Below are 18,733 nucleotides of genomic sequence, written 5' to 3'. Positions count from 1 at the left end.
AGGCGATCCTGTACCACCATCCGGCAGTGCGCGAGGCGCTGGTGATTGGCCGTGCGGATACCTATCGCGGCGAGGTATGCTCGAGCGGCGCGGCCAGCGTGCGCATCGCGCGTTCGAGGCGTTGCGCCGGGATGGTCGGTCCTCCTCGTCGGGGCGATGGTGCTGGGAAAAGGCAGATTGCTCGTGCGCGCGGCACTCACCCTCCGTCATCCTGAGCTTGTCTCAGGATCCACCGCTCCGCACACGTAAAGGCCGCGGCACCTGCGGCACGGTGGATCCCGAAACGAGTTCGGGATGACGGCGCGCGGCGCCGGCTTACGCCGGCGCCGCCAACCGTCAGTTGCTGACGTAATATTCCTTCATGTCGGTGTAATAATAGGACGCGTCGCCATAGCCTGACTGCGCCTGCGTCTTCAGGTTCACCATCGTCATCGCCACGCCGGCGACCGAGCCATTCACCGATTCGATCTGGTGGAGTGCGGCGCGGATCGCCTTCACCGGCGTGCGGCGCCAGTGCGCCAGCAGCGCGAGCGAGTCGAGCAGCGGAATCATCGTGCGCGTGTCCACCACCGCGAGCACCGGCGCGGTGTCGATCAGGATCACCTCGAACTCGCGCCGCAGCGTGGTGAGCATATCGGCGAACGCCTGGCTCTCGAAGATGCGCTGGCTCTTCTCCGCGCCGGGCGTGATCGGCAGGATGATAGCGCCGGTCCGGTCCTCGATCATCACGTCGCGCAGCGTCGCTTCGCCGTTGAGCGCGTTGGTCCAGCCGATCGCGGCGTCGGGGCACATCGCCTGGGTGACCGAGCGGCGCCGCAGATCGGCGTCGATGATCACCACCTTGGTCGACGCCATCGCCAGCACGCGCGCCATCGACGTCGTCGTGGTGGTCTTGCCCTCGCGCGGCAGCGCGGAGGTGACGCCGATCACGCGGCCGCCCTCGGTGTTCGCCTCCCGCGCGTCGAAGATCAGCGTGGTGGCGAGGCTGCGGAACGCCTCCGCGTAGGACGACATCGGGTGGAGCACCACCGCCTCGGCCGCATCCTTGGTCTTCGGCTTGTCGATCGCCGACTGGAGCGTCGGCACCGAATTGAGGAAGTTGACCCCGAGCAGCCGCTGAATGTCGTCGATCGTGTTGATCGTCTGCGACCAGCGTTCGCGCAGATAGGCCAGCGCCAGCGCCAGCGCGGTACCGATCGCGAAGCCCACCAGCAGGTTGATCGCGAGCCGCGGCGACGACGGCTTGATCGGCGGCACCGCCGACACCATCACCTGCGCGTCGGGCTGAACGATCGCGAGATTGGTGTTCTGCTGGCCGACAGTGGCGAGCAGGTTGGTGTAGAGCTGGCGCGCGGCGTCGGCACGGCGCTGCAGCTCGGCGAGCTCCACCCCCGCGCGGACGTTCGAGGCGAGCCGGCCCTGCGTCTGCGCCAGGCTGCCCGCGATCGAGGCCGCACGCGCACGCGCGGCATCCGATTCGGCGCGAACGCTGCGCGACACGCTCGCCATCTCGCGCTCCACCGACTTGTCGAGCTCGGCGACGCGCTGGCGCGCATCGATCACCTGCGGGTTGCGGTCACCGTAGCGCGCGCTCAGCCCGGCGAGATCGCGTGCGGCCTCGGCGCGCTGCTGGCGCAGGTTCGACAACGCGGTGGTGTCCACCCCGCCCGAGATTACCGTGCTGCCGCTCGCCGCGCCGCGCGCCGCGGCCTGTGCCGCCTCGCCGCGCGCGCCCGCCAGCTCGCTGTTGATCGTGTTGAGCTCGTCGCCCGATGCACTCGTGGTCGGGTCGACGACGATGTTGTGGCGCAGGCGATAGGCCGCCACTGCGGCGTCCGCATCGCGCGCGCGCTGGGCGAGCAGCTCGAGCTGCTTGGTGGCGTCGGTCTTGCCGCCGTCTTCCGTGCCGGCCTTCTGCTGCGCCTGGACGACCAGATAGGCACGCGAGAAGGCATTCGCGATCCGCGCCGCGTCGAGCGGGTTCTCGTCGGTGTAGCTGATCGTGAACAGCGGCGTCTGCCCGACGCGCGTCGCCGACACGTTGGCGAGCAGCGCCGAGGCGAGCGCATCGACCGACTGGCCGGTTGGATCCATCGTCTTCGCCACCTCGCGCAGGTGCGCGTTGTTGGCGACCGCCTTGTCCTGCAGCACCTGCTTGGCGACCGGGAGCGAGCTGACGATCTGGAGCTGCGACGTGATCGCCGCTTCGCGCTCCTGGTCACCCTGCGGGCGCACGCCGCCGGTGCCCGCGTCGCGCGCGAGCGTCTCGCTGGGTGCATATTGCAGCTGCGCCGTGGCGGTGTACTTCGGCGTCATCAGCTTGGTGCCGACATAAGCCAGCACCAGCGTCGCGGCGACGATCGCGATGCTGATCGGCAGGTGCCGCTTCAGTCGCGAGAACAGCCCGGCTAGATCCTGCTGCCCAGGGTCACGGAGGGTCTCCTGATTCATTACCTACCTGCGCTTGCTGAGACCGATGCGGGCATCGTCCTGGGTCAAATTCTGAACTTCATGCTCGTGAGCGCACGGAACTCGTTGATTTCCGGTCCCTGCTGCGTGCCCGAGCTGAGGCGTGAGCGATAATTGGCGTCGAGCGCGAGCACCCAGCGGCGGTTGAGCGTGTACTCAAAGCCGCCGCCGGCGCTGAAGCCATGGTCCTTGCGGTCGAAGTTCTTGAAGTTGCCGATGAAGTAATCGGCGCCGAGATAGGGCACGAGATTGCGCAGCAATTCATGGTCAATCCGCAGCCCGACCCGGTTGGCGAGATAGCCCGGCGAACCGCGCACCGCCGCTTCCTCGAGCTGGCGCGACACCACCGCGGAAAGCGTGGTGAGCGGCGAGAGATAATAATCCGCGCGCACGTCCACCGCGAGATCACCCACGGTGTCGAAAAGCGGGCTGGCATAGCTGCGGCGGAAATAGCCGATCGCGCCGGCGATACGCAGCAGGCTGCTGACATCGGCGATCGCGCCGACGCTGCCGCGCCACTCGTCGCTGGTGCGATCGTCGACCGGATTGCCGGTGGCGTAATCCGTGCGGCGATACGTCACCTGCGCGAACAGCGAATTGTCCGGGCTGGTCTGATATTCCGCGCGCACCGTGCCGCGGTAGACATCGCGGTCACGGAACGAGAGATCAAGCCGCGCGCCGTTGGTGCTGACCGTGTCGCGGTAGCGGAAGCTGTTGTAATCGGCGCTGTAGGTCCAACGCAGCCGATTGGTGACGATCGCTGCCCGCAGCATCGCGCGCGCCTGATCCACCGCCACCGCGCCACCGCCGGTCACCGGGAAGTTGGCTTCCTGCTGGTCCTCGTAGACACGGCGGTACGACGCCTGCCCGTTCACTTCGCTCTGGCCGACGATGTCGAGGCGGCCGTCGACCTGCGCGAGGAAACCATCCTCGTTCTTCGCGTCGGTCCAGCGATAGCGCGCGCCGGAATAGTTGAACACGCCGGACAGCGCATGCCGCCCCCAGTCGCTGCGGATCGCGACCTGCGGGGTGAGCCGCGCGAACGAATCGGCCTGCGCGTCGCTCGAGGCACCGACCACGTTGGTGGTGAGGCCGACGCCGGCGGCCACCTCGGGATAGAGCCGGAAGCTGCCGAGCGGCAGGCCGATCGGAGCAAGCTCGGGCTTGGGACGATCCTGCACGCCCTGGTTGCGACCGGTCTGCGTGGTGAGCGGGATCTCGGAATCGAGCAGCGGCCCGAACACCTGGGCGGTGGCCGTGCCAGGGCAGCCCGCGCTCGCCGCGAGCAACGCCAGCGAGCCTGCCAGCCCGGTGTGCGTGCCGGTGAGATGCGAACGGCGCGCGCGCGTAGCGAGGCGCGGCATCAGAAGTATCGCTCGCCGACTCTGATCGTGTCGCCCGGCTGGATCAGCAGGTCGTTGGTCACGCGGACGCGATATTCCTGCGGATCGCCCTCGCGCTTGACGAACACCTCGTTCTTCTTGGCGCGATAGGTGAACCCGCCGGCGCGCGCGACCGCGGACAGTACCGTCATGCCCTGCGCATATTCATACTGGCCCGGCGTGTTGACCTCGCCGAGAATGTAGAACGGCCGGTAGTTGACGATCGTCACCGCCACGCTCGGGTTCTGGACGAAGCCGTCGGCGAGCCGCGCGCGAATGTCCTCGGAGACCTGGTTGACCGAGCGGCCTCTCGCCATCACACGGCCGATCAGCGGCAAGGTGACGCTGCCGTCGGGGCCGACCAGCTGCTCGCCGGTCAGCTCCTGCTCGCCATAGACCGCGATCTGCACCTTGTCGCCCGGACCGAGCAGATAGACGGGCGCACTGGTCGCTGCCGCGGCCGGCGAAGTCGCCGTCTGGGCGGAGACAAAACCCGCATTTCCAAGCAGGATCAAACCTACCCAGGCTGTGATACGCACCGACACTGCTCCCCGGTTAACGGTGTAAATACCTATCAGCGAACGTTGCGGGTCGTCAACATGGTGCGGTGCAGCACAATGTCCTGTTTCGACATAGCAAATCATGGTTTTTCCATTGCATCCTGAGTCTTCTCGCCACAGTCTGGGAGCATCGGGGCCAATGCATTCGGTCGAAGGTCGGGGCGACTTCCCATAGATACGTTATTCGTTCTCGCGTTGGTGGGAACCGCGGTGCTGTTGGCGTGCGCGGTGCATCCGCTGCTTACCTACCCGCTCAGCTTGCGGCTTTTCGTTCGCGCGCGGCCGGTGACGCCCGCGCCCGAGCCGCGGTCACCTCGGCCGACGCTGGCGATTTGCATGAGCGCGTACAACGAGCAGGACGTGATCGCGGCCAAGATCGAGCGGCTGATCGAGGTCGCGGAAGCGTACGGGCCAGCGACGATCCACGTCTATGCCGACGCACCGCACGACGACACCGTCGCGATCCTGCGTGACTATGCCGACCGGATCGATCTCGTGGTGGGCACCGAGCGCGCGGGCAAGACCTTCGGGATGAACCTTCTCGTCGCGCGCAGTCGCAGCGACTATCTGCTGTTCACCGACGCAAACGTGGAAAGCGACGTCGACGTCGCCGTGCGGCTGGCGCGCTGGCTCGATGATCCCAGCGTCGGCTGCGCCACCGCGCGGCTGGTGTACTCCAATTCGGATGAGACGGCGACCGCCGCGCTCGGCTCGGGCTATTGGCAGCGCGAGGAGCGCATCAAGCAGATCGAGAGCGATCGCATGGGGCTGATCGGCTGCGACGGCGCCATGTTCATGATGCGCCGTTCGCTGCATCGTGCGCCGGCGCCGCACCTGATCGACGACCTGTTCCTCAGCCTCACCATCCTGATCGCGGGTGCGCGCATCGTCAGCGCCGACGATGTCCAGGTGTATGAGCGCAGCGCCACCGGCGCGAACGAGGAGAAACGGCGCAAGCAGCGGATCGCCTGTCAGGCGATCAACGTGCACCGCGCGATGTGGCCCCAGCTGCGGCGTATGCGCTTTCTGCCGCTCTACGCCTATATCTCGCATCGTCCGATGAAGTGGCTGATGCCCTTTTTCGTGGCGGGCGCGGCGCTGTTCGCGACGCTCGCGGTCGGGCTGGCCGCTGGCTGGGCGACCGCGGCCTGGCTGGTGCTCGCGGGCGCGGTGCTGCTGTGGCTCGGTGAGGCGACCCAGGCCAAGCCGCTGTCGCTCGTCTCGTCCGCGGTGCTGAGCCTATACGGCGTCGGCGTTGGCGTGCTCGAGTCCTTGTTCCTGGGCAAGACCTATACGGTGTGGGATCCGGCGCTGTCGGTGCGGCTCGATCCGCCCACGGCGGCGTCCTGATCCGATGCCCCACGTGACCGAAGCGGGAGACAGAATGGATACGCCGCCTCTTGCGGACACGGCGTCCCGCGCCTCGGCCGACGCCGTGCCGCGCGCACTGCCGGCCGAGCTCGCCATCGTGGTGCCGGTGTACAACGAGACGCGCAACGTGCCGCTGCTCGTCGCCGCGCTCGACGCCGCGCTGGCGGGCGTGCGCTGGGAGGTGGTCTTCGTCGACGACAACTCGCCCGACGGCACCGCCAATCACGCGCGCGATCTGGCGCTGACGGACCCGCGCGTGCGCGTGGTGCATCGCTTCGGGCGGCGCGGGCTGTCGTCCGCGTGCATCGAGGGGATCCTCGCCACCTCCGCGCCTTACGTCGCGGTGATGGACGGCGACATGCAGCATGACGAGCGCTGTTTGCCCGCGATGCTCGGCCGCATCACGCAGGGCGACGTCGATCTCGTGGTCGGCAGTCGCTACGTCGCGGGGGGCGGTGTGGGCGAGTGGGACCGTCGTCGTGCCGCGATGAGCCGCTTCGCCACGCGTCTTGCCGGACGGCTGACGCGCGCGCCGATCAGCGATCCGATGAGCGGCTTCTTCATGCTCCGCCGCGACGCCTTCATGGCGGCGCTGCCCAATCTCTCGACGGTCGGCTTCAAGATCCTGCTCGACATCGCGGCCTCGTCGCCCGAGCCGCTGCGCGTCGCCGAGGTGCCCTACACGTTCCGCACGCGCCAGCACGGCGAGAGCAAGCTCGACAGCCTGGTGCTGTGGGAATATTTCCAGCTGCTGCTCGACAAGTCGTTCGGCCGCTACGTGCCGGTGCGCTTCATCAGCTTCGCGCTGGTGGGCGGCTCGGGCGTGTTCGTCCATTTCCTGGTGCTGACGATCGTGCTCGAATCGCTGCTGCTGTTCGGCAACGGTGCGGCGCATCAGGGGCGCTCGTTCGCGATCGCGCAAGGCGCGGCGACGCTGGTCGCCACCACCAGCAACTTCCTGCTCAACAATCTGCTGACCTATCGCGACCAACGCCTCACCGGGCGGCGCCTGGTATGGGGCTGGCTCACCTTCAACCTGGTGTGCGGGATCGGCTTCATGGCCAATGTCGGGATCGCGCACTGGCTGTATCAGCGGAAGAACTATCTGGTGGTGTCGGCGCTCGCCGGGATCGCGGTGACCACGGTGTGGAACTACGCGATGTCGTCGATCTTCACCTGGCGCAAGCGCGGCTGAGCCGCGGCGCGGGAAGGGGGCAGGATGGAGCGAATCGAGACGGTGGAGCGCGCCGACCCGGCCGCGCCGGGCGCACCCGTCGCGCTGGCCGCGCTCGCGGTCGCGGTGCTGGTGGCCGGCGTCGTGCGAGTCGCCTGGGCGGACTATTCCTTGTGGTTCGACGAGCTCGCCTCCGTCTTCTTCGCCGCGCAGCCGCTCGACCGGTTGTGGGGCGCGTGGATGCTGCGCGAGACCAACCCGCCGCTGTTCTACACCGTGCTGCGTGGCTGGATCGCCGCTGCCGGTCTGAGCGAGACCGGGCTCCGCCTCCCGGGCATCGTCGCCAGCCTGGCGGCGATCGTCGCGGTCTACGCCGCGGTCGCGCGTGGGTTCGGACGGCGCGCCGCGGTGATCGCGGCGTTGTTGCTCGCGCTCTCGCCGCAGCAGCTCTATTTCGCGCATCAGGTACGCGCCTACATCTTCCTGTACCTCGCGGTGGCGGTGTCGTTCGCGGGGCTGCTTCACGTCGCGCTGGCGGCGACGCCGCGCGCGCGCCGCTGGGGCTGGCTCGCCTATGTCGCGGGAGCGGTCGCCGGCATCTACCTGCACACCACGGGCGTGATCTGGCCCGCCGCCGCGACGCTGGCGCTGATGCTGGTCGACCCGCGCTTCCGGCCGTTCCGCGGGAGCGCCTGGGTCACGCTGCTGGTCGCGGATCTCGCCATCGCGCTGGCCACCGCCTGGTGGCTCTACATGACCTTTCTCCAACTCACTCAGCCTAACGGCAATCTCGGGTGGCTGCAGGGGCTGGGCGTGCGCAAGAGCGCGCTGATCTACGTCGCCACGCTGCTCCAGTCGCGTCAGGTGAGCCTGTTGCAGCTGCCCGCGCCGCTGCTGGTGGCGGGGTTCGCCGCACTGGGCGCGTGGCGCGGCCGCACCGAAGCCGCGACGCGGCTGACGCTCGCCTGTCTCGTGGTCGCGAGCGCCTTGTTCGTGGTGCTCAATCTCAAACAGCCGATCTTCCTCGATCGCACCATCCTGTGGCTGTCGCTGTTTCCGCTGGTGCTCGCGGCACGCGGTGCCGCTTCGCTGCACGGGCGATGGTATCTCGCCGCGGCGGTCGCGGCGGCGGCGGCGCTGGCGATGACCCTCGCCTTGACGCGGCAGAACCTGCTCAAGGAGGACTGGCGCGCGGTGGTGACGCGCACCGCGGCCGATCCGCGCGCGGTGCTGTTCGTCGACGGCGAGGCAATGGGTATCGCGACGGAAATGGCCTGTCGCGTCGAATTGCATCGGCCGACGTGTCCCTTCACGGTGGTGCCGCTGGTGGCGCCCGGACCGCAGCTCGACGGCTGGGGACGCGGGCTTGCGGCGGCGGTCGGCGCGCGCGCCGACGCGGGCGCAGTGCCGGCGGGGGCGCGCGCCTACGTCCTGCGCCGTCCGTTCCACGATGCGCTCCTCGACCTGCGCGACGCGGGCCTGCTGAGCCCGGCGACGGTGGGCGAGACGCCCGAGCGTCCGGTGGTAATCGGGCCGCTGCCGCCGCGCTCGCTCGAAGCGTTGCGGCAGCGGATGCGCGTGGGCGGCGACCTGCTCTATCTCGATCGCCGCGACGCGCGCTGACGCGCGCCTCGGCATTCTATGCGTCTTCCGCCGGAGCGTTGCGCTGCGCCAGCGGATTAGCTGCCGAGCCTGATCCAGCCCGTCTAAACCGTCAGCATGCTTCGGCGAACGGCGGAGTCCGGGGTCATCAACGCTGCGGCGCTTGGCTCCGGGCTCCCGCTTGTTCGAGGCCTCTGCGACACGGCGCGAACGCCGTCACGATAGATCCCGGCTCAAGCGCGGGATGACGAGGCGGGTTCGCTGAGGTCTCGCATGCGCGCGAGCACGGCTCAGCTCGGGCGAATCAGCCGCCGGCGCGAGCGGCAATCGCGTCCTGATAGGCGGCGCGGTTCTCGGCGACGATGCGGTCCTCCGCGAACCAGCCCAGCGCGCCGGGGTCGCTGAGCCCGCCCGCGCGCCATTCGGGCTTGGCGTCGATCGCGGTGCGCATCGCGGCGGCGAGCGCGGCCACGTCGGTGGGCGCATAGGTGATCGACACGCGCGCCAGGTCAGCGATCTCGGGAATGCCGCCTGCCTCCGCACAGATCGCCGACAGGCCGAACGACAGCGCCTCGATCAGCGTGCGCGGCAGCGGCTCGGGCCACACCGACGCGATCAGCACCGTGTCGATCGTAGCGTAGAACTGGTCCGCGTCGGCGAAGCCGATCCACTCGATCCGCGGGTCGGCGTAGCGCGCGCGCAGCCGCGCGACATAGTCCGCCTCGCCGCTGCCCGCGATCTTGAGCACCCAATCGTCACGCCCGAGCTGCTCGGTCGCGGCGAGCACCACCTCGATCCCCTTCTCCGCCTCGACCCGGCCGATGAAGCCGAAGGTCAGCGGCGTGGTCGCGGGCAACGCGGCACGGTCGCGCGCCTGAAGCGGCACGATGTTGAAGATACGCCGCGCCGGCACGCCTGGGAAATAGCCCTCGTCATGGTGCGTGCGGATCACGAACTCGCTGTTCGAGACGAGCTGGTCCACGTGCGCGGAATGTCGCTTCGCGGGAGCGGTGAGGGTGCGGCATTCGAGGCAGCGCTGCGCGCAGACCTTGCCGTGCTTGAACAGCGCCGAGCGCGTGCACATCAGCCCGTAGTCGCGCAGCGTCTGCACCAGCGGCAGCCTGCGTCGCCGGATCTCGCGCCAGATCGCCGGGCTGAACCCGGTCACCACGTTGCAATGAACCACGTCGGGCCGCACGGCGTCGAGCAGCGCCCCGAACCGGCGCGCCGCGGCGCGGTTCCAGCGGTTGCGCACGTGCCAGCGCAGACGGTCGAGCGACGAGCGCCGCGGCTGCGCGGGATCATAGGGCCAATAGAGATTGTCGATCGGCAGCCGATGCACGGTCACGCCGTTGCGCTGCTCGGTCACCGGCGCGGGCGTGTCGTCGAGCGTCGCGACCACTACCTCGTCACCGTGGCGCACCAGCGCTTCCGCCAGCAGCGACACCGACTTTTCCGCGCCGCCGATGCGATGCGGCGGGTAGAGCACGTTGACGATCAGGACCTTCATCGACTCATCTGCTCCACCGTCGTCGCCAGCACCGTCGCGGAGTCGCGCCAGCTGAACTGGCCGACCCGCGCGCGCCCGGCGGCGATGCGCTTGGCGCGCCAGGCGCCGGGATCGTCGAGCGCGGCACGCATCAGCGAAGCGAGCGCGGCATCGTCGCGCGGATCGAAATAGTCGGCGGCGTCGCCACAGGTCTCGCGCACCGCGTCGGCGGTGCTGGCGAGCACCGGACAGTCGTTCGCCATCGCCTCCAGCGGCGGGATGCCGAAGCCCTCGTACAGGCTGGGGAAGACCAGCGCGCGCGCCGCGCGCATCAGCCCCACCACCTCGGCATCGTCAAGCCGGCCGGCGAGGATCAGCCCGTCGCCCATTGCCGGCATCGCGCCCTGACCGAACACCGACGGCTCGAGCCGGCCGACCGCCACCAGCCGCACCGGCGCGGGTTGCAGCCGCGCCAGCGCGCGGATCGCCACCGCCAGATTCTTGTTGGGCGTGATGTTGCCCAGCACCAGGAAGAAGGGCGCGTTCGACAGCCCGAGCCGGTCGACGATCGTCGGATCCGGCGCGCGGGTGAGATGGTCGGCGCCGTTGCGTGCCACCAGGATTGACGCCGCGTCGACGTGGAGCAGTTCGGCGAGTTCGCGGCGCGAGAAATTCGACACGGTGGCGAGCCGTGCGCGTCGTGCCAGCAGCCGGTCGATCACCGCGTGCGCGCGCACGTAATTGGCGCTGAACAGCTCGGGATGGCGCTGCACCGCGGCGTCGTGGATCACCACCAGCTGGCGCCGCAGCGCGACCGGCCCCGCGGCGGCGAGCCCGAGCGCGACACCGCGCCACGCCGCCCGCGCGAAATCGATCTGGTCCCAGGCATGGCCGTGCAACCGCCCGACCGCGCGCTGCTCGATATGGCGCAGCCCGGCGTCGCGGGCGTCGCCCGGGGTGAGCAGGACATAGCGCGTCCCCGTCGCGTTCTCGCCCCGGCCGACGCGCGCGTCGAGTTGCGCGACGATCTCGCTGGCATAGCGCTGCACGCCGCTGAACGGCTGGGTCAGGAAGCGACCGTTGACGTAGATCGTGCGGGCCGCGCTCATGCCTTCTCTCCGGACCTCACCGGCACCATCACGGCATAGGTGGCGGCGAGTGCCGCCGCGCTGCGCTCCGCGGTGAACAGCGCGCGGAACCGCTCATACCCTGCAGCGCCCATTGCCGTTCGCGCGGCATCGTCGTCCGCGAGCAGCGCGGCAAGCAACGCGAGGGCGTCGTCGGGCGGCACCAGCCTTCCGGTGACGCCATCCTCGACCACCTCGGGCAGCCCGCCGACATGGCTCGCCACCACCGCGCGCTGCGCGCGCATCGCCTCCGCTGCGACCAGCCCGAAGCCTTCCCACCGCGACGGCACCGCGATCACGTCGGCCGCGGCATATTGCGCCTGCAGCTGCGTCTCGTCGCACCAACCGATCATCTCGACATTGGCGGGAGGCGCCTGCGTATCGTCGTCCCCGACGACGCTCGCACCGGCGCAGCGGACGTGGACGCGATCGGGGGCGGCGCGTGCCGCCTCCAGCAGGGTATCGAGCCCCTTCTGGCGATCGAACCGTCCGACGAACAGGACCTTGATCCTCGGATCGGACCAGGTCGCCGGCGCCACCACCGGCGGCGCCGTCTCGATCCCGTTGTAGATGCGGACCAGCTTGGCGGCGGGGAAGCCGCGCTCGACACACTCGGCGCGCTCCGCATCGGAGAGGACGACGATGCGATCGGCCAGCAGCGCCAGCGCGCGCTCCACCGCGGCGGTGGCGCCCTGGCGCAGCCGCGAGCCGGTGATCTGGAAGGCCCAGCCGTGCGGGCTGTAGATCACGGTACGCGGGCAGTTGAGCAGCGCCCGGCTGAGCAGCAGCAGCGGTCGCCCCACCATGCCTGCGAAGCTGGAATGGAGATGGACCACGTCCGGGCGGAAACGGCGAAGGGCGTGCCACATCGCGGCGGCGAGCCGGGCGAAGGCGGCCGGCCCGCGCCCGTCGCGACGATAGGTGGACACCGACTCATCGGCCACGCGCGTCAGCATGAAGCGATGCTCCGCGGGCATGAGCACGCAGTTGCGCAGCGCGCGACCGTCCGCACCGCGCCACGTCTCGAGCTCGGGCAGCGTGTGATTGAGGTAGGTGCCCACGCCGCCGCGCGCGGATTCGGCGACGTGCAGCACGCGGATGGAGGGGTCGCTTGGCAAATTATCCACGATGAAGCCGATGATCGTTGGAGCGCTGCTGTCGCCGCTTGGCGCGCGAAACGATGTCGCGGATCGTGTCCGAAAGGGCCAAGCCGCACTCCTTATCGCCGCCGCATCGTAGCGGCGCTAGGCGCGGCGAGGCATATGCGATGCGGTTGTGCAGCGCAATGCGCTTCGCACATCAACGAGTTGGTGTGATCACCCGACGGTGAGACGAAGCGGGGGCGGCGCCGCGCCGAGATGCACGACCACCGGCATCGCGCCGAGTGCAATCGCCTGCCCGGCGCCGACCGCGCGCGTCTGCCCGCACAAGGTCGACACCTTGGTCGCCGCAGGCACCCGCGCCACGGCGGCGCCGTCGCTGCTGCCGCTCCACAGCAGCGCAAGCATCTCGCTGCCGGTGCGGGCGATGATGGCGGTGACGCCCGGCGGCGTCGGCGCGGTGCCGATCGCGCGCACCGAGCGCAGCACCGTCAACGCGTCATGCACCGCGCAGGTCGACGGCTTGGGCCGGAACTGCGCATCGAGCACGCCGAAACGGTCTTCGAGGTCGTTGGGATTGTTGCCGGTGTCCTTCAGCTCATATTGCCACGTGCCTTTCACATACGGCAGCGCCGCCGCGCCGAAGAGGAATTGCGCCGAATTCGCCGCCACGAACGCGCTGTCGACCTGGCAGGCGGTGCCGGTCGAGAAGCCCCATTCGGTGACGTAGAGATCGACCGCTCGCCCGGCGATCGGACGGATCGCGCGGTTCAGCGCGCGCAGTCGCCCGAGCAGTTCGTCGCTGCCGCGGATGCGGCGATCGCATTGATTGTAGAGATGCACCGACACGCCGGCCGCGCCGGCTAGCCCGTTCTCGCGCGCGAGCCCGCTCATCCAGCTCCATTGCGGATCGTTCGCCGCCGCGCCGACCAGCACCTTGGCCCCCGGATGCGCGGCGACGATCGCGGCCACCGCGCTGCGCGCCACCTCCGCATAGCGACCGGCATAGCGCGGATCGTCGATGTCGCCCTCGGTCGACATCGGCTTGGCCTTGGGCAGCGCGGTGCGGTTCCACTCGTTCCACACTTCGTACATCGGCCCATAAGCGACCGTGTTGCCCACCGCGCGGCTGGCAAAGTCGGCGAACTTGGCGCGGCGCACCTCGTCGAGCGGCGCGCTGCCCGGACCATTGGCGTCGCCGGCGAGCACGAGCAACGCGCGCGCCTTGCTCTGCTGCAGCATCGCCATCACTTTGGGCGCGGGCACCGCCCCGTCCTCGGGCAATCCCGGGTACCAGATCACGCCGTCGCGATAGGAGTTGAAGCCGAGCGCCGGCAACGCCTGCGCCACCGGCGCGAGATCATAGCCGAGGTTGCGCCGTGCCGAGAGCCGGGTGGCGACGCCGAGGTAATAGGTGCCGCGGTCGAACAGCCGCGTTTGCGCAGGATCGATCGTGGCACTGGCGGGCGACTGCGCGCGACCGACGCTGAGCAGCGTCGTCGTCGCCAGCGTACCGGCGGCGAGCACCGCCACGCCGGCGAGGATCACCGAACGCTTCACAGTTCGCATCATCGCACCGTTATCCCAATCGACGGCGGCAACGCAGGTGAGGGCGTTTGGATGCGCCACCCTGCCGACCGCGCGTCTTCGCTGTTGCAGCATGACGCTTGCCAGAACGCCGCCGCTTTAGCTAAGCGATTTGCCGCAACGGATCAATTTGCGCCGCACCGGCGCGGGTGACGGGGCAGGCAGGCCGGGCACGCGGGGTAGTCGGCGGGGACGACGATTCGGGCAGCGGTCGAATATGCCGCACCGCGCCGTGTCGACGAAACCCGGCGGGCGAGTCGCGCCCGACCCTGGACCTCCCGACAGGTGGAGCATCGATGGCTTTGACGATCCCTGCCCGGCTGACCAGCCTCTTCAGCGTGGGCATCCGCGGCGCCGGCCTGGCGATGCGATTCCTGCTCTCCTTCTATATCATCAAATTCCTCGGCTATGAGGCATCGGGCGTCTACGGCCTCGCGCTGGGTGCGATCGGGCTCACGCCCGCGTTGATCGGTCTCGGGCTCAACTATTTCCTCGCGCGTGACATCGTCGGGGTCAGCCGGTTCGAATCGGGCGTCCGCGTGAAGACGCGCCTCACCGTCACCACGATCGCGCTGACCACCGCCACCCTGCTGGCTTGGCTGATCGCGACCGCCTTCCATTATCCCATCACGCAGGTGCACCTGCTGATTGCCGCTCTGGTCTGGCTAGAGACCTATACGATCGACCTGCACGTTTCGCTGATCGCGGTGGAGCTGCCGTTCCTGGCCAATGTGCTGGTGTTCGTGAAGCTGGCGCTATGGGTGCCGTTCGCGATCGGGCTCGGGCTGTATGCGCCCGCCTACCGCACGATCGAGGTGATCTTCATCAGCTGGATCGTCAGCTACGCCTTCTACACCGCGCTGCTGTTCTGGTCGATCCGCGGCTGGCCGTTGCGCGAAGTGCTGGAAGCGCGGGTGGAAACCGAGTGGGTGACGCGACGTCTGAAGGAGTCGTGGTTCATCTATCTCAGCGACCTCGGCATGATCGGATCGCTCTATATCGACCGCTACGTCGTGTCGTTCCTGCTCGGGCTGCGGCAGACCGGACTTTACACCTTCTACTGGTCGCTCACCAATGCGTTGCAGACGCTGGTGGGCACCGCGGTGGTGCAGCTCGCGCTGCCCTCGGTGTACAAGGCGTATCGCGGCGGCTCGGTCAGCGCATGGTCGGCCGAGCTGCGCCGCCAGATCATGAAGGTGATCGGCTTCGCCTCGGTGCTGGCGGTGCTGATCCTGGGCGCCAGCGAGATCATCTTCCGCGTCATGGCGATGCGCGATCTGGCGAGCCACCGCGGCGTGTTCGTGATGCTGCTGCTCGCCACCGTGACGCGCTCCACCTCGGATGTGTTCAACATCGGGCTCATGAGCATCCACAAGGATCGCCAATACGGTTACATCAACATGGCGGGCATCGTGCTCTCCGCGCTGCTGACGTTCGTGTCGATCAAGCTGTTCGGCTTCTCGGGCACCGCGCTCGGCGCGTTGCTCACCGCGGTGACGCTGACGAGCATCCGTGGCCGCATCCTGTGGCGCTTCGCCCATACGCCGCGCCCCGCCAGCCCAGCCGAGACGGAGTTGACCTCATGACAACCGCGAGCACCACCACCCCGCGCGGCCCCGGCGTGCTGTTCCTGGCCGAGGTGATCAACTGCAACGACGGCATCGCCACCTACTGCCAGACCCTGGCGGCGGGGCTGAAGGAGCGCGGCGTCCGCGTCTATCTGATCTCGGGCGTGATCCGCTCGGACGCCAAATCGGAGCGCAAGCGCGAGCTGCTCGACGAGGCGCTGGAGGAATGGCGCTACGAGCCGGGGATGAGGCGCTTTCCCGGCATTGCGCTGATCCGCCGCATGGCCGCCTACATCCGCGCCAACGACATCCAGGCAATCAACGCGCATGGGCTGGGGATGCTGTACCTCGGCAAGGTGCTCGCCGCGATGACGGGGGTGCGCTTCGTCGGCACCTATCACCAGTCGGTACTCGGCGGGCTCGACACGGTGCGGCGCTCCGCCAACAAGAAGTTCGGCGCGACGCAGGAGCTGTTCCTGTCGCTGTTCTTCCCCGAGCGGCTGATCGTGCTGTCCGACGAGTCGCTGGCGTTCCTCCGCTCGCACCGGATCCCGTTCAAGCAGCGCGTCACCAAGATCGTCGCAGGCACCGACCTCGACCATTTCTTCCCGCCCTCGGCGGACGAGCGCGCGCAGGCGCGCGCTGCCTTCGATCTCGCGCCCGACCGGTTCGTGTGCGTGCTCGCCGCGCGGCTCGCCTGGGTGAAAGGGCATGACATCCTGATCGAGGCGGTCCGCCGGCTGCGCGTGACGCATCCTGACTTCGGCGTGACCTGCCTCTTCGTCGGCAGCGGCGGCGCCGATCGCGAGGTGGAGATCAAGGCGGTGGCGGAGAGCCGTGATCCGGCCGATGCCGAAGCGTTCCGCTTCGTCGGCTTCATGAGCGACGTGCGTCCGGCGCTGTGGGCCGCCGACGCGTTCGTGCTGCCGAGCCGGTTCGAGGGCTTCGCGATCGGCGTGGTCGAGGCGATGGCGGCCGGACTCGTCCCGATCCGCACGCCCACCGGCGGCGCGACCGACCAGATCGTCGACGGCGAAAACGGCTACATCATTCCGTTCGAAGACCCGCAGGCGCTTGCCGACGCGCTGGTTCGCCTCGCCGATCCGGCCCGGCGTCACGCCATGGCGATGGAGAATGCGGCGCGCGCGCGGCGGCTGTTCGGCATCGCGCCGATGGTCGATGCGCTGCTGCCGCTGTACGGCGTGACCGACCCCGCGCTGCTGCGCGCGCCGGCGGAGGCGACGGCGTGAGCGGCACGCGCGCCGCGATCCGTGCCGACCTGAAGGCGGCGACGGGGCGCGAGGGCTGGGGCCGCATCGTCACCGCCTTCCTGTTCATTCCCGGTTTCAGCACGATCCTGCTGCACCGGCTGGCACTGCCGTTCATCCGCACTCCGCTCGACAAGCTCGGGAACCTCATCTGGGCATGGAACACGCGACGCAGCGGCTGCCACTTCCATCTCGACAGCGTGATCGGCCCGGGCCTGTCGCTGCCGCATCCCACCGCAGTAGTGATCGGACAGGGCGTCACCATCGGCGCCGGGGTGACGCTGTACCAATCGGTGACGATCGGCCGCGCCAAGCGCGACGATTATCCGGTGATCGGGGACGGCGCGGTGATTTATCCGAACTCGGTGATCATCGGCGGGATCACGGTGGGGGCGGGCGCGGTGGTCGGCGCCGGGTCGGTGGTGCGCCACGACGTGCCCGCCGGGGCGGTGGTCGCGGGCAACCCGGCGCAACTGATCCGTCTCGCGGACGGGGCAAGAGCGCTGCCGCTCGAATGATAAGGTGGCCGGCGGGCGTGAAGGGCGTCGGACCTTCCACCGCTCCCGTCATCCTTAACGTGTTCTAGGATCCATTGTCCCGCAGATGGCTTCGCCTCTGAGGATGCGGCACCTAGCCCCGAGCGTCACCCGCCTCGGCGCCGCTCTATACGAACAGCCCGAGCGGGGCGCGGCCGCCGGTCGACCAGGTCGTCCAATTGGGGACGACATAGCCCATGTCGGCGTCGCTCACGCCGTGCCAGCGCAGGATCGCGCCGATATATTCTTCCTGCGAGGTGGTCGGGAGGAAGCGTCCGTCCCAGCCGATGTCGTCATTGCCGCCGAGCGTCGGATCGGGATAGCGACCGAACACGCCGCGCGCGGTGACGCCGCCGCCCAGCACGAGATGGTTGCTGCCCCAGGCATGATCGCAGCCATATTGCGCATTGCCTTTGTAGGTGCGGCCGAAGTCGCTCATCGTAAAGGCGGTGACATTGTCGCCCAGCCCGAGCGCGAGCATCGCGTCGTGGAACGCGGCGAGCGCCACCGCCAGATCGCGCAGCAAGGTGGCATGCGTGCCCTTGCCGGTGTCGCCCGCGGTCACCTGGTTGTCGTGCGTGTCATAACCGCCGTGCGAGACGAAGAAGCTCTGGCGCGCGTGGCCGAGCGTGCCATGCGCCTCGATCATGCGCGCGACGCGCTTGAGCTGGTTGGCGAGATCGGTGGTGAGCGCGGCGCCGGTGGCGGGATCGACGAAATAGGCGTCGACCGTGCTCGCCTGTGACAGCACCGACGCGGTGGCACCCGTCATGGTGTAGGCGTCGGTATAGCTCGCTGCGGTGGCCTCGGTCATCGTGCCGAGCCCGGCGCCGCTCGCAAACGCCGCGACCGCCTGATCCACCGCGCTGTTGTTCGACGTGGAGCGGGTGAGCGAGCCGGTGGCGGGCAGCACGATCGGCTTGGCGCTCTGCCCGATCAGTGCGATGTTGTTGCCCGCGAAGCTCATCAGCGGCGGCACGCTGCCGCTCGCGGCGAGCCGGTCGGTCAAACGCCCCATGAAGCCGTCGCGGCTCACCGCGCGGGCGCGCAGGCCCTGCCAATGCTCCTGCTCGTCGGCATGGCTCATCAGGTTGGTCGGGCGCAGATCGGGGCGCTGTGCGTAGGTGGTCTTGTCGAGCGGCACCGCCAGCGTGCCGGTGTTGAGCACCAGCGACAGCGCGCCCTGGTTCCACTTGGCGGCGAGGGGCGCCATCGCGCCGTGCAGCGCATAGCCCGAGCCCGCCAGTGGCGCGAGCGCGCCGGGCGCGAGCGCGACCGTGCCGCGCGACGCGAGATAGGCGCCGTATAGGGTCGGGTCGGTGGGCACGACCATGTTCCAGCCGTCGTTGCCGCCGAACAGGAAGACGCCAACCATCGCGCGATAGCCGCTGCTGGTGGCGCCGAACGCGGCGGTGCGGCCGAACATGCCGATCGCGGCGGCGGCGCCGGCGGTCAACGCGGTGCGGTGGAAGTGACGACGAGTGATCGACATGCGGGCGT

Annotated in this window: 14 protein-coding genes; 6 read left to right on the top strand and 8 right to left on the bottom strand. The window is 69.0% G+C overall.

Going from position 1 to position 18,733, the window contains the following annotated elements; translation table 11 throughout:
• Nucleotides 1–336: 336 nt before the first annotated feature.
• The 3 genes from ACMGDM_RS20220 to ACMGDM_RS20210 are packed head-to-tail and all read right to left on the bottom strand — an operon-like array spanning nucleotide 337 to nucleotide 4,390.
• Nucleotides 337–2,451 carry a GumC family protein gene (locus ACMGDM_RS20220; protein ID WP_436805942.1) on the bottom strand — a complete coding sequence of 705 codons (2,115 nt, stop codon included), beginning with the start codon at nucleotides 2,449–2,451 and terminating at the stop codon, nucleotides 337–339.
• Nucleotides 2,452–2,495: 44 nt separating this feature from the next.
• Complete coding sequence (locus tag ACMGDM_RS20215; protein ID WP_436805941.1) at nucleotides 2,496–3,833, bottom strand: outer membrane beta-barrel protein; 1,338 nt, start codon at nucleotides 3,831–3,833, stop codon at nucleotides 2,496–2,498.
• Nucleotides 3,833–4,390, bottom strand: a complete 558-nt coding sequence (locus tag ACMGDM_RS20210) for a polysaccharide biosynthesis/export family protein (RefSeq protein ID WP_436805940.1) — start codon at nucleotides 4,388–4,390, stop codon at nucleotides 3,833–3,835. Before ACMGDM_RS20210 ends, ACMGDM_RS20215 begins: the two co-directional genes overlap by 1 nt.
• A gap of 219 nt (nucleotides 4,391–4,609) precedes the next feature.
• On the opposite strand from ACMGDM_RS20210, the gene ACMGDM_RS20205 reads away from it, so the two are divergent.
• From ACMGDM_RS20205 to ACMGDM_RS20195, 3 genes are read left to right on the top strand one after another with little or no spacing between them, the layout of a single operon-like run.
• Nucleotides 4,610–5,761, top strand: coding sequence for a glycosyltransferase (locus ACMGDM_RS20205; RefSeq protein ID WP_436805939.1), 1,152 nt, complete (start codon nucleotides 4,610–4,612; stop codon nucleotides 5,759–5,761).
• Nucleotides 5,762–5,795: 34 nt separating this feature from the next.
• Nucleotides 5,796–6,977 carry a glycosyltransferase family 2 protein gene (locus ACMGDM_RS20200; protein WP_436805938.1) on the top strand — a complete coding sequence of 394 codons (1,182 nt, stop codon included), beginning with the start codon at nucleotides 5,796–5,798 and terminating at the stop codon, nucleotides 6,975–6,977.
• A 24-nt stretch (nucleotides 6,978–7,001) separates the two neighbouring features.
• Complete coding sequence (locus ACMGDM_RS20195; protein WP_436805937.1) at nucleotides 7,002–8,579, top strand: glycosyltransferase family 39 protein; 1,578 nt, start codon at nucleotides 7,002–7,004, stop codon at nucleotides 8,577–8,579.
• A 283-nt stretch (nucleotides 8,580–8,862) separates the two neighbouring features.
• Here the strand turns inward: ACMGDM_RS20195 and ACMGDM_RS20190 are convergent, their stop codons facing one another.
• From ACMGDM_RS20190 to ACMGDM_RS20175, 4 genes are all read right to left on the bottom strand, one after another.
• Nucleotides 8,863–10,068 (bottom strand): glycosyltransferase, encoded by a 1,206-nt coding sequence (locus ACMGDM_RS20190; protein ID WP_436805936.1) that lies wholly within the window; start codon nucleotides 10,066–10,068, stop codon nucleotides 8,863–8,865.
• Entirely contained in the window at nucleotides 10,065–11,156 is a 1,092-nt protein-coding gene (locus tag ACMGDM_RS20185) for a glycosyltransferase family 4 protein (RefSeq protein WP_436805935.1), read from the bottom strand. Before ACMGDM_RS20185 ends, ACMGDM_RS20190 begins: the two co-directional genes overlap by 4 nt.
• Nucleotides 11,153–12,292, bottom strand: a complete 1,140-nt coding sequence (locus tag ACMGDM_RS20180; protein WP_436805934.1) for a glycosyltransferase — start codon at nucleotides 12,290–12,292, stop codon at nucleotides 11,153–11,155. The genes ACMGDM_RS20185 and ACMGDM_RS20180 overlap by 4 nt, the downstream gene beginning before the upstream one ends.
• A 198-nt stretch (nucleotides 12,293–12,490) precedes the next feature.
• Complete coding sequence (locus ACMGDM_RS20175; RefSeq protein WP_436805933.1) at nucleotides 12,491–13,846, bottom strand: hypothetical protein; 1,356 nt, start codon at nucleotides 13,844–13,846, stop codon at nucleotides 12,491–12,493.
• A 311-nt stretch (nucleotides 13,847–14,157) separates the two neighbouring features.
• Here ACMGDM_RS20175 and ACMGDM_RS20170 point away from each other — a divergent pair, with 311 nt between their 5' ends.
• Genes ACMGDM_RS20170 through ACMGDM_RS20160 form a run of 3 tightly spaced genes read left to right on the top strand, consistent with a single transcriptional unit; the run spans nucleotide 14,158 to nucleotide 17,215 of the window.
• A complete protein-coding gene (locus tag ACMGDM_RS20170; RefSeq protein WP_436805932.1) occupies nucleotides 14,158–15,447 on the top strand; it encodes a lipopolysaccharide biosynthesis protein in 1,290 nt (429 codons plus the stop codon).
• Nucleotides 15,444–16,679: a glycosyltransferase family 4 protein gene (locus ACMGDM_RS20165; RefSeq protein ID WP_436805931.1), complete on the top strand. Its 1,236-nt coding sequence runs from the start codon at nucleotides 15,444–15,446 to the stop codon at nucleotides 16,677–16,679. The genes ACMGDM_RS20170 and ACMGDM_RS20165 overlap by 4 nt, the downstream gene beginning before the upstream one ends.
• Nucleotides 16,676–17,215, top strand: a complete 540-nt coding sequence (locus ACMGDM_RS20160; protein WP_436805930.1) for a serine O-acetyltransferase — start codon at nucleotides 16,676–16,678, stop codon at nucleotides 17,213–17,215. Before ACMGDM_RS20165 ends, ACMGDM_RS20160 begins: the two co-directional genes overlap by 4 nt.
• A 145-nt stretch (nucleotides 17,216–17,360) precedes the next feature.
• Here the strand turns inward: ACMGDM_RS20160 and ACMGDM_RS20155 are convergent, their stop codons facing one another.
• A complete protein-coding gene (locus tag ACMGDM_RS20155; protein WP_436805929.1) occupies nucleotides 17,361–18,725 on the bottom strand; it encodes a DUF1501 domain-containing protein in 1,365 nt (454 codons plus the stop codon).
• Nucleotides 18,726–18,733: the final 8 nt, after the last annotated feature.

This window comes from Sphingomonas larreae, from assembly GCF_051400595.1.
In the GTDB taxonomy this organism is placed as follows: Bacteria; Pseudomonadota; Alphaproteobacteria; order Sphingomonadales; family Sphingomonadaceae; genus Sphingomonas.
This window is presented reverse-complemented; position numbering and strand designations above follow the sequence as displayed.

Excerpts from the sequence above, each read along its gene's own strand:
- ACMGDM_RS20220 (WP_436805942.1), bottom strand. The coding sequence starts at position 2,451 with ATGAATCAGGAGACCCTCCGTGACCCTGGGCAGCAGGATCTAGCCGGG.
- ACMGDM_RS20215 (WP_436805941.1), bottom strand. The coding sequence starts at position 3,833 with ATGCCGCGCCTCGCTACGCGCGCGCGCCGTTCGCATCTCACCGGCACG.
- ACMGDM_RS20200 (WP_436805938.1), top strand. The coding sequence starts at position 5,796 with ATGGATACGCCGCCTCTTGCGGACACGGCGTCCCGCGCCTCGGCCGAC.
- ACMGDM_RS20195 (WP_436805937.1), top strand. The coding sequence starts at position 7,002 with ATGGAGCGAATCGAGACGGTGGAGCGCGCCGACCCGGCCGCGCCGGGC.
- ACMGDM_RS20190 (WP_436805936.1), bottom strand. The coding sequence starts at position 10,068 with ATGAAGGTCCTGATCGTCAACGTGCTCTACCCGCCGCATCGCATCGGC.
- ACMGDM_RS20185 (WP_436805935.1), bottom strand. The coding sequence starts at position 11,156 with ATGAGCGCGGCCCGCACGATCTACGTCAACGGTCGCTTCCTGACCCAG.
- ACMGDM_RS20175 (WP_436805933.1), bottom strand. The coding sequence starts at position 13,846 with ATGATGCGAACTGTGAAGCGTTCGGTGATCCTCGCCGGCGTGGCGGTG.
- ACMGDM_RS20170 (WP_436805932.1), top strand. The coding sequence starts at position 14,158 with ATGGCTTTGACGATCCCTGCCCGGCTGACCAGCCTCTTCAGCGTGGGC.
- ACMGDM_RS20165 (WP_436805931.1), top strand. The coding sequence starts at position 15,444 with ATGACAACCGCGAGCACCACCACCCCGCGCGGCCCCGGCGTGCTGTTC.
- ACMGDM_RS20155 (WP_436805929.1), bottom strand. The coding sequence starts at position 18,725 with ATGTCGATCACTCGTCGTCACTTCCACCGCACCGCGTTGACCGCCGGC.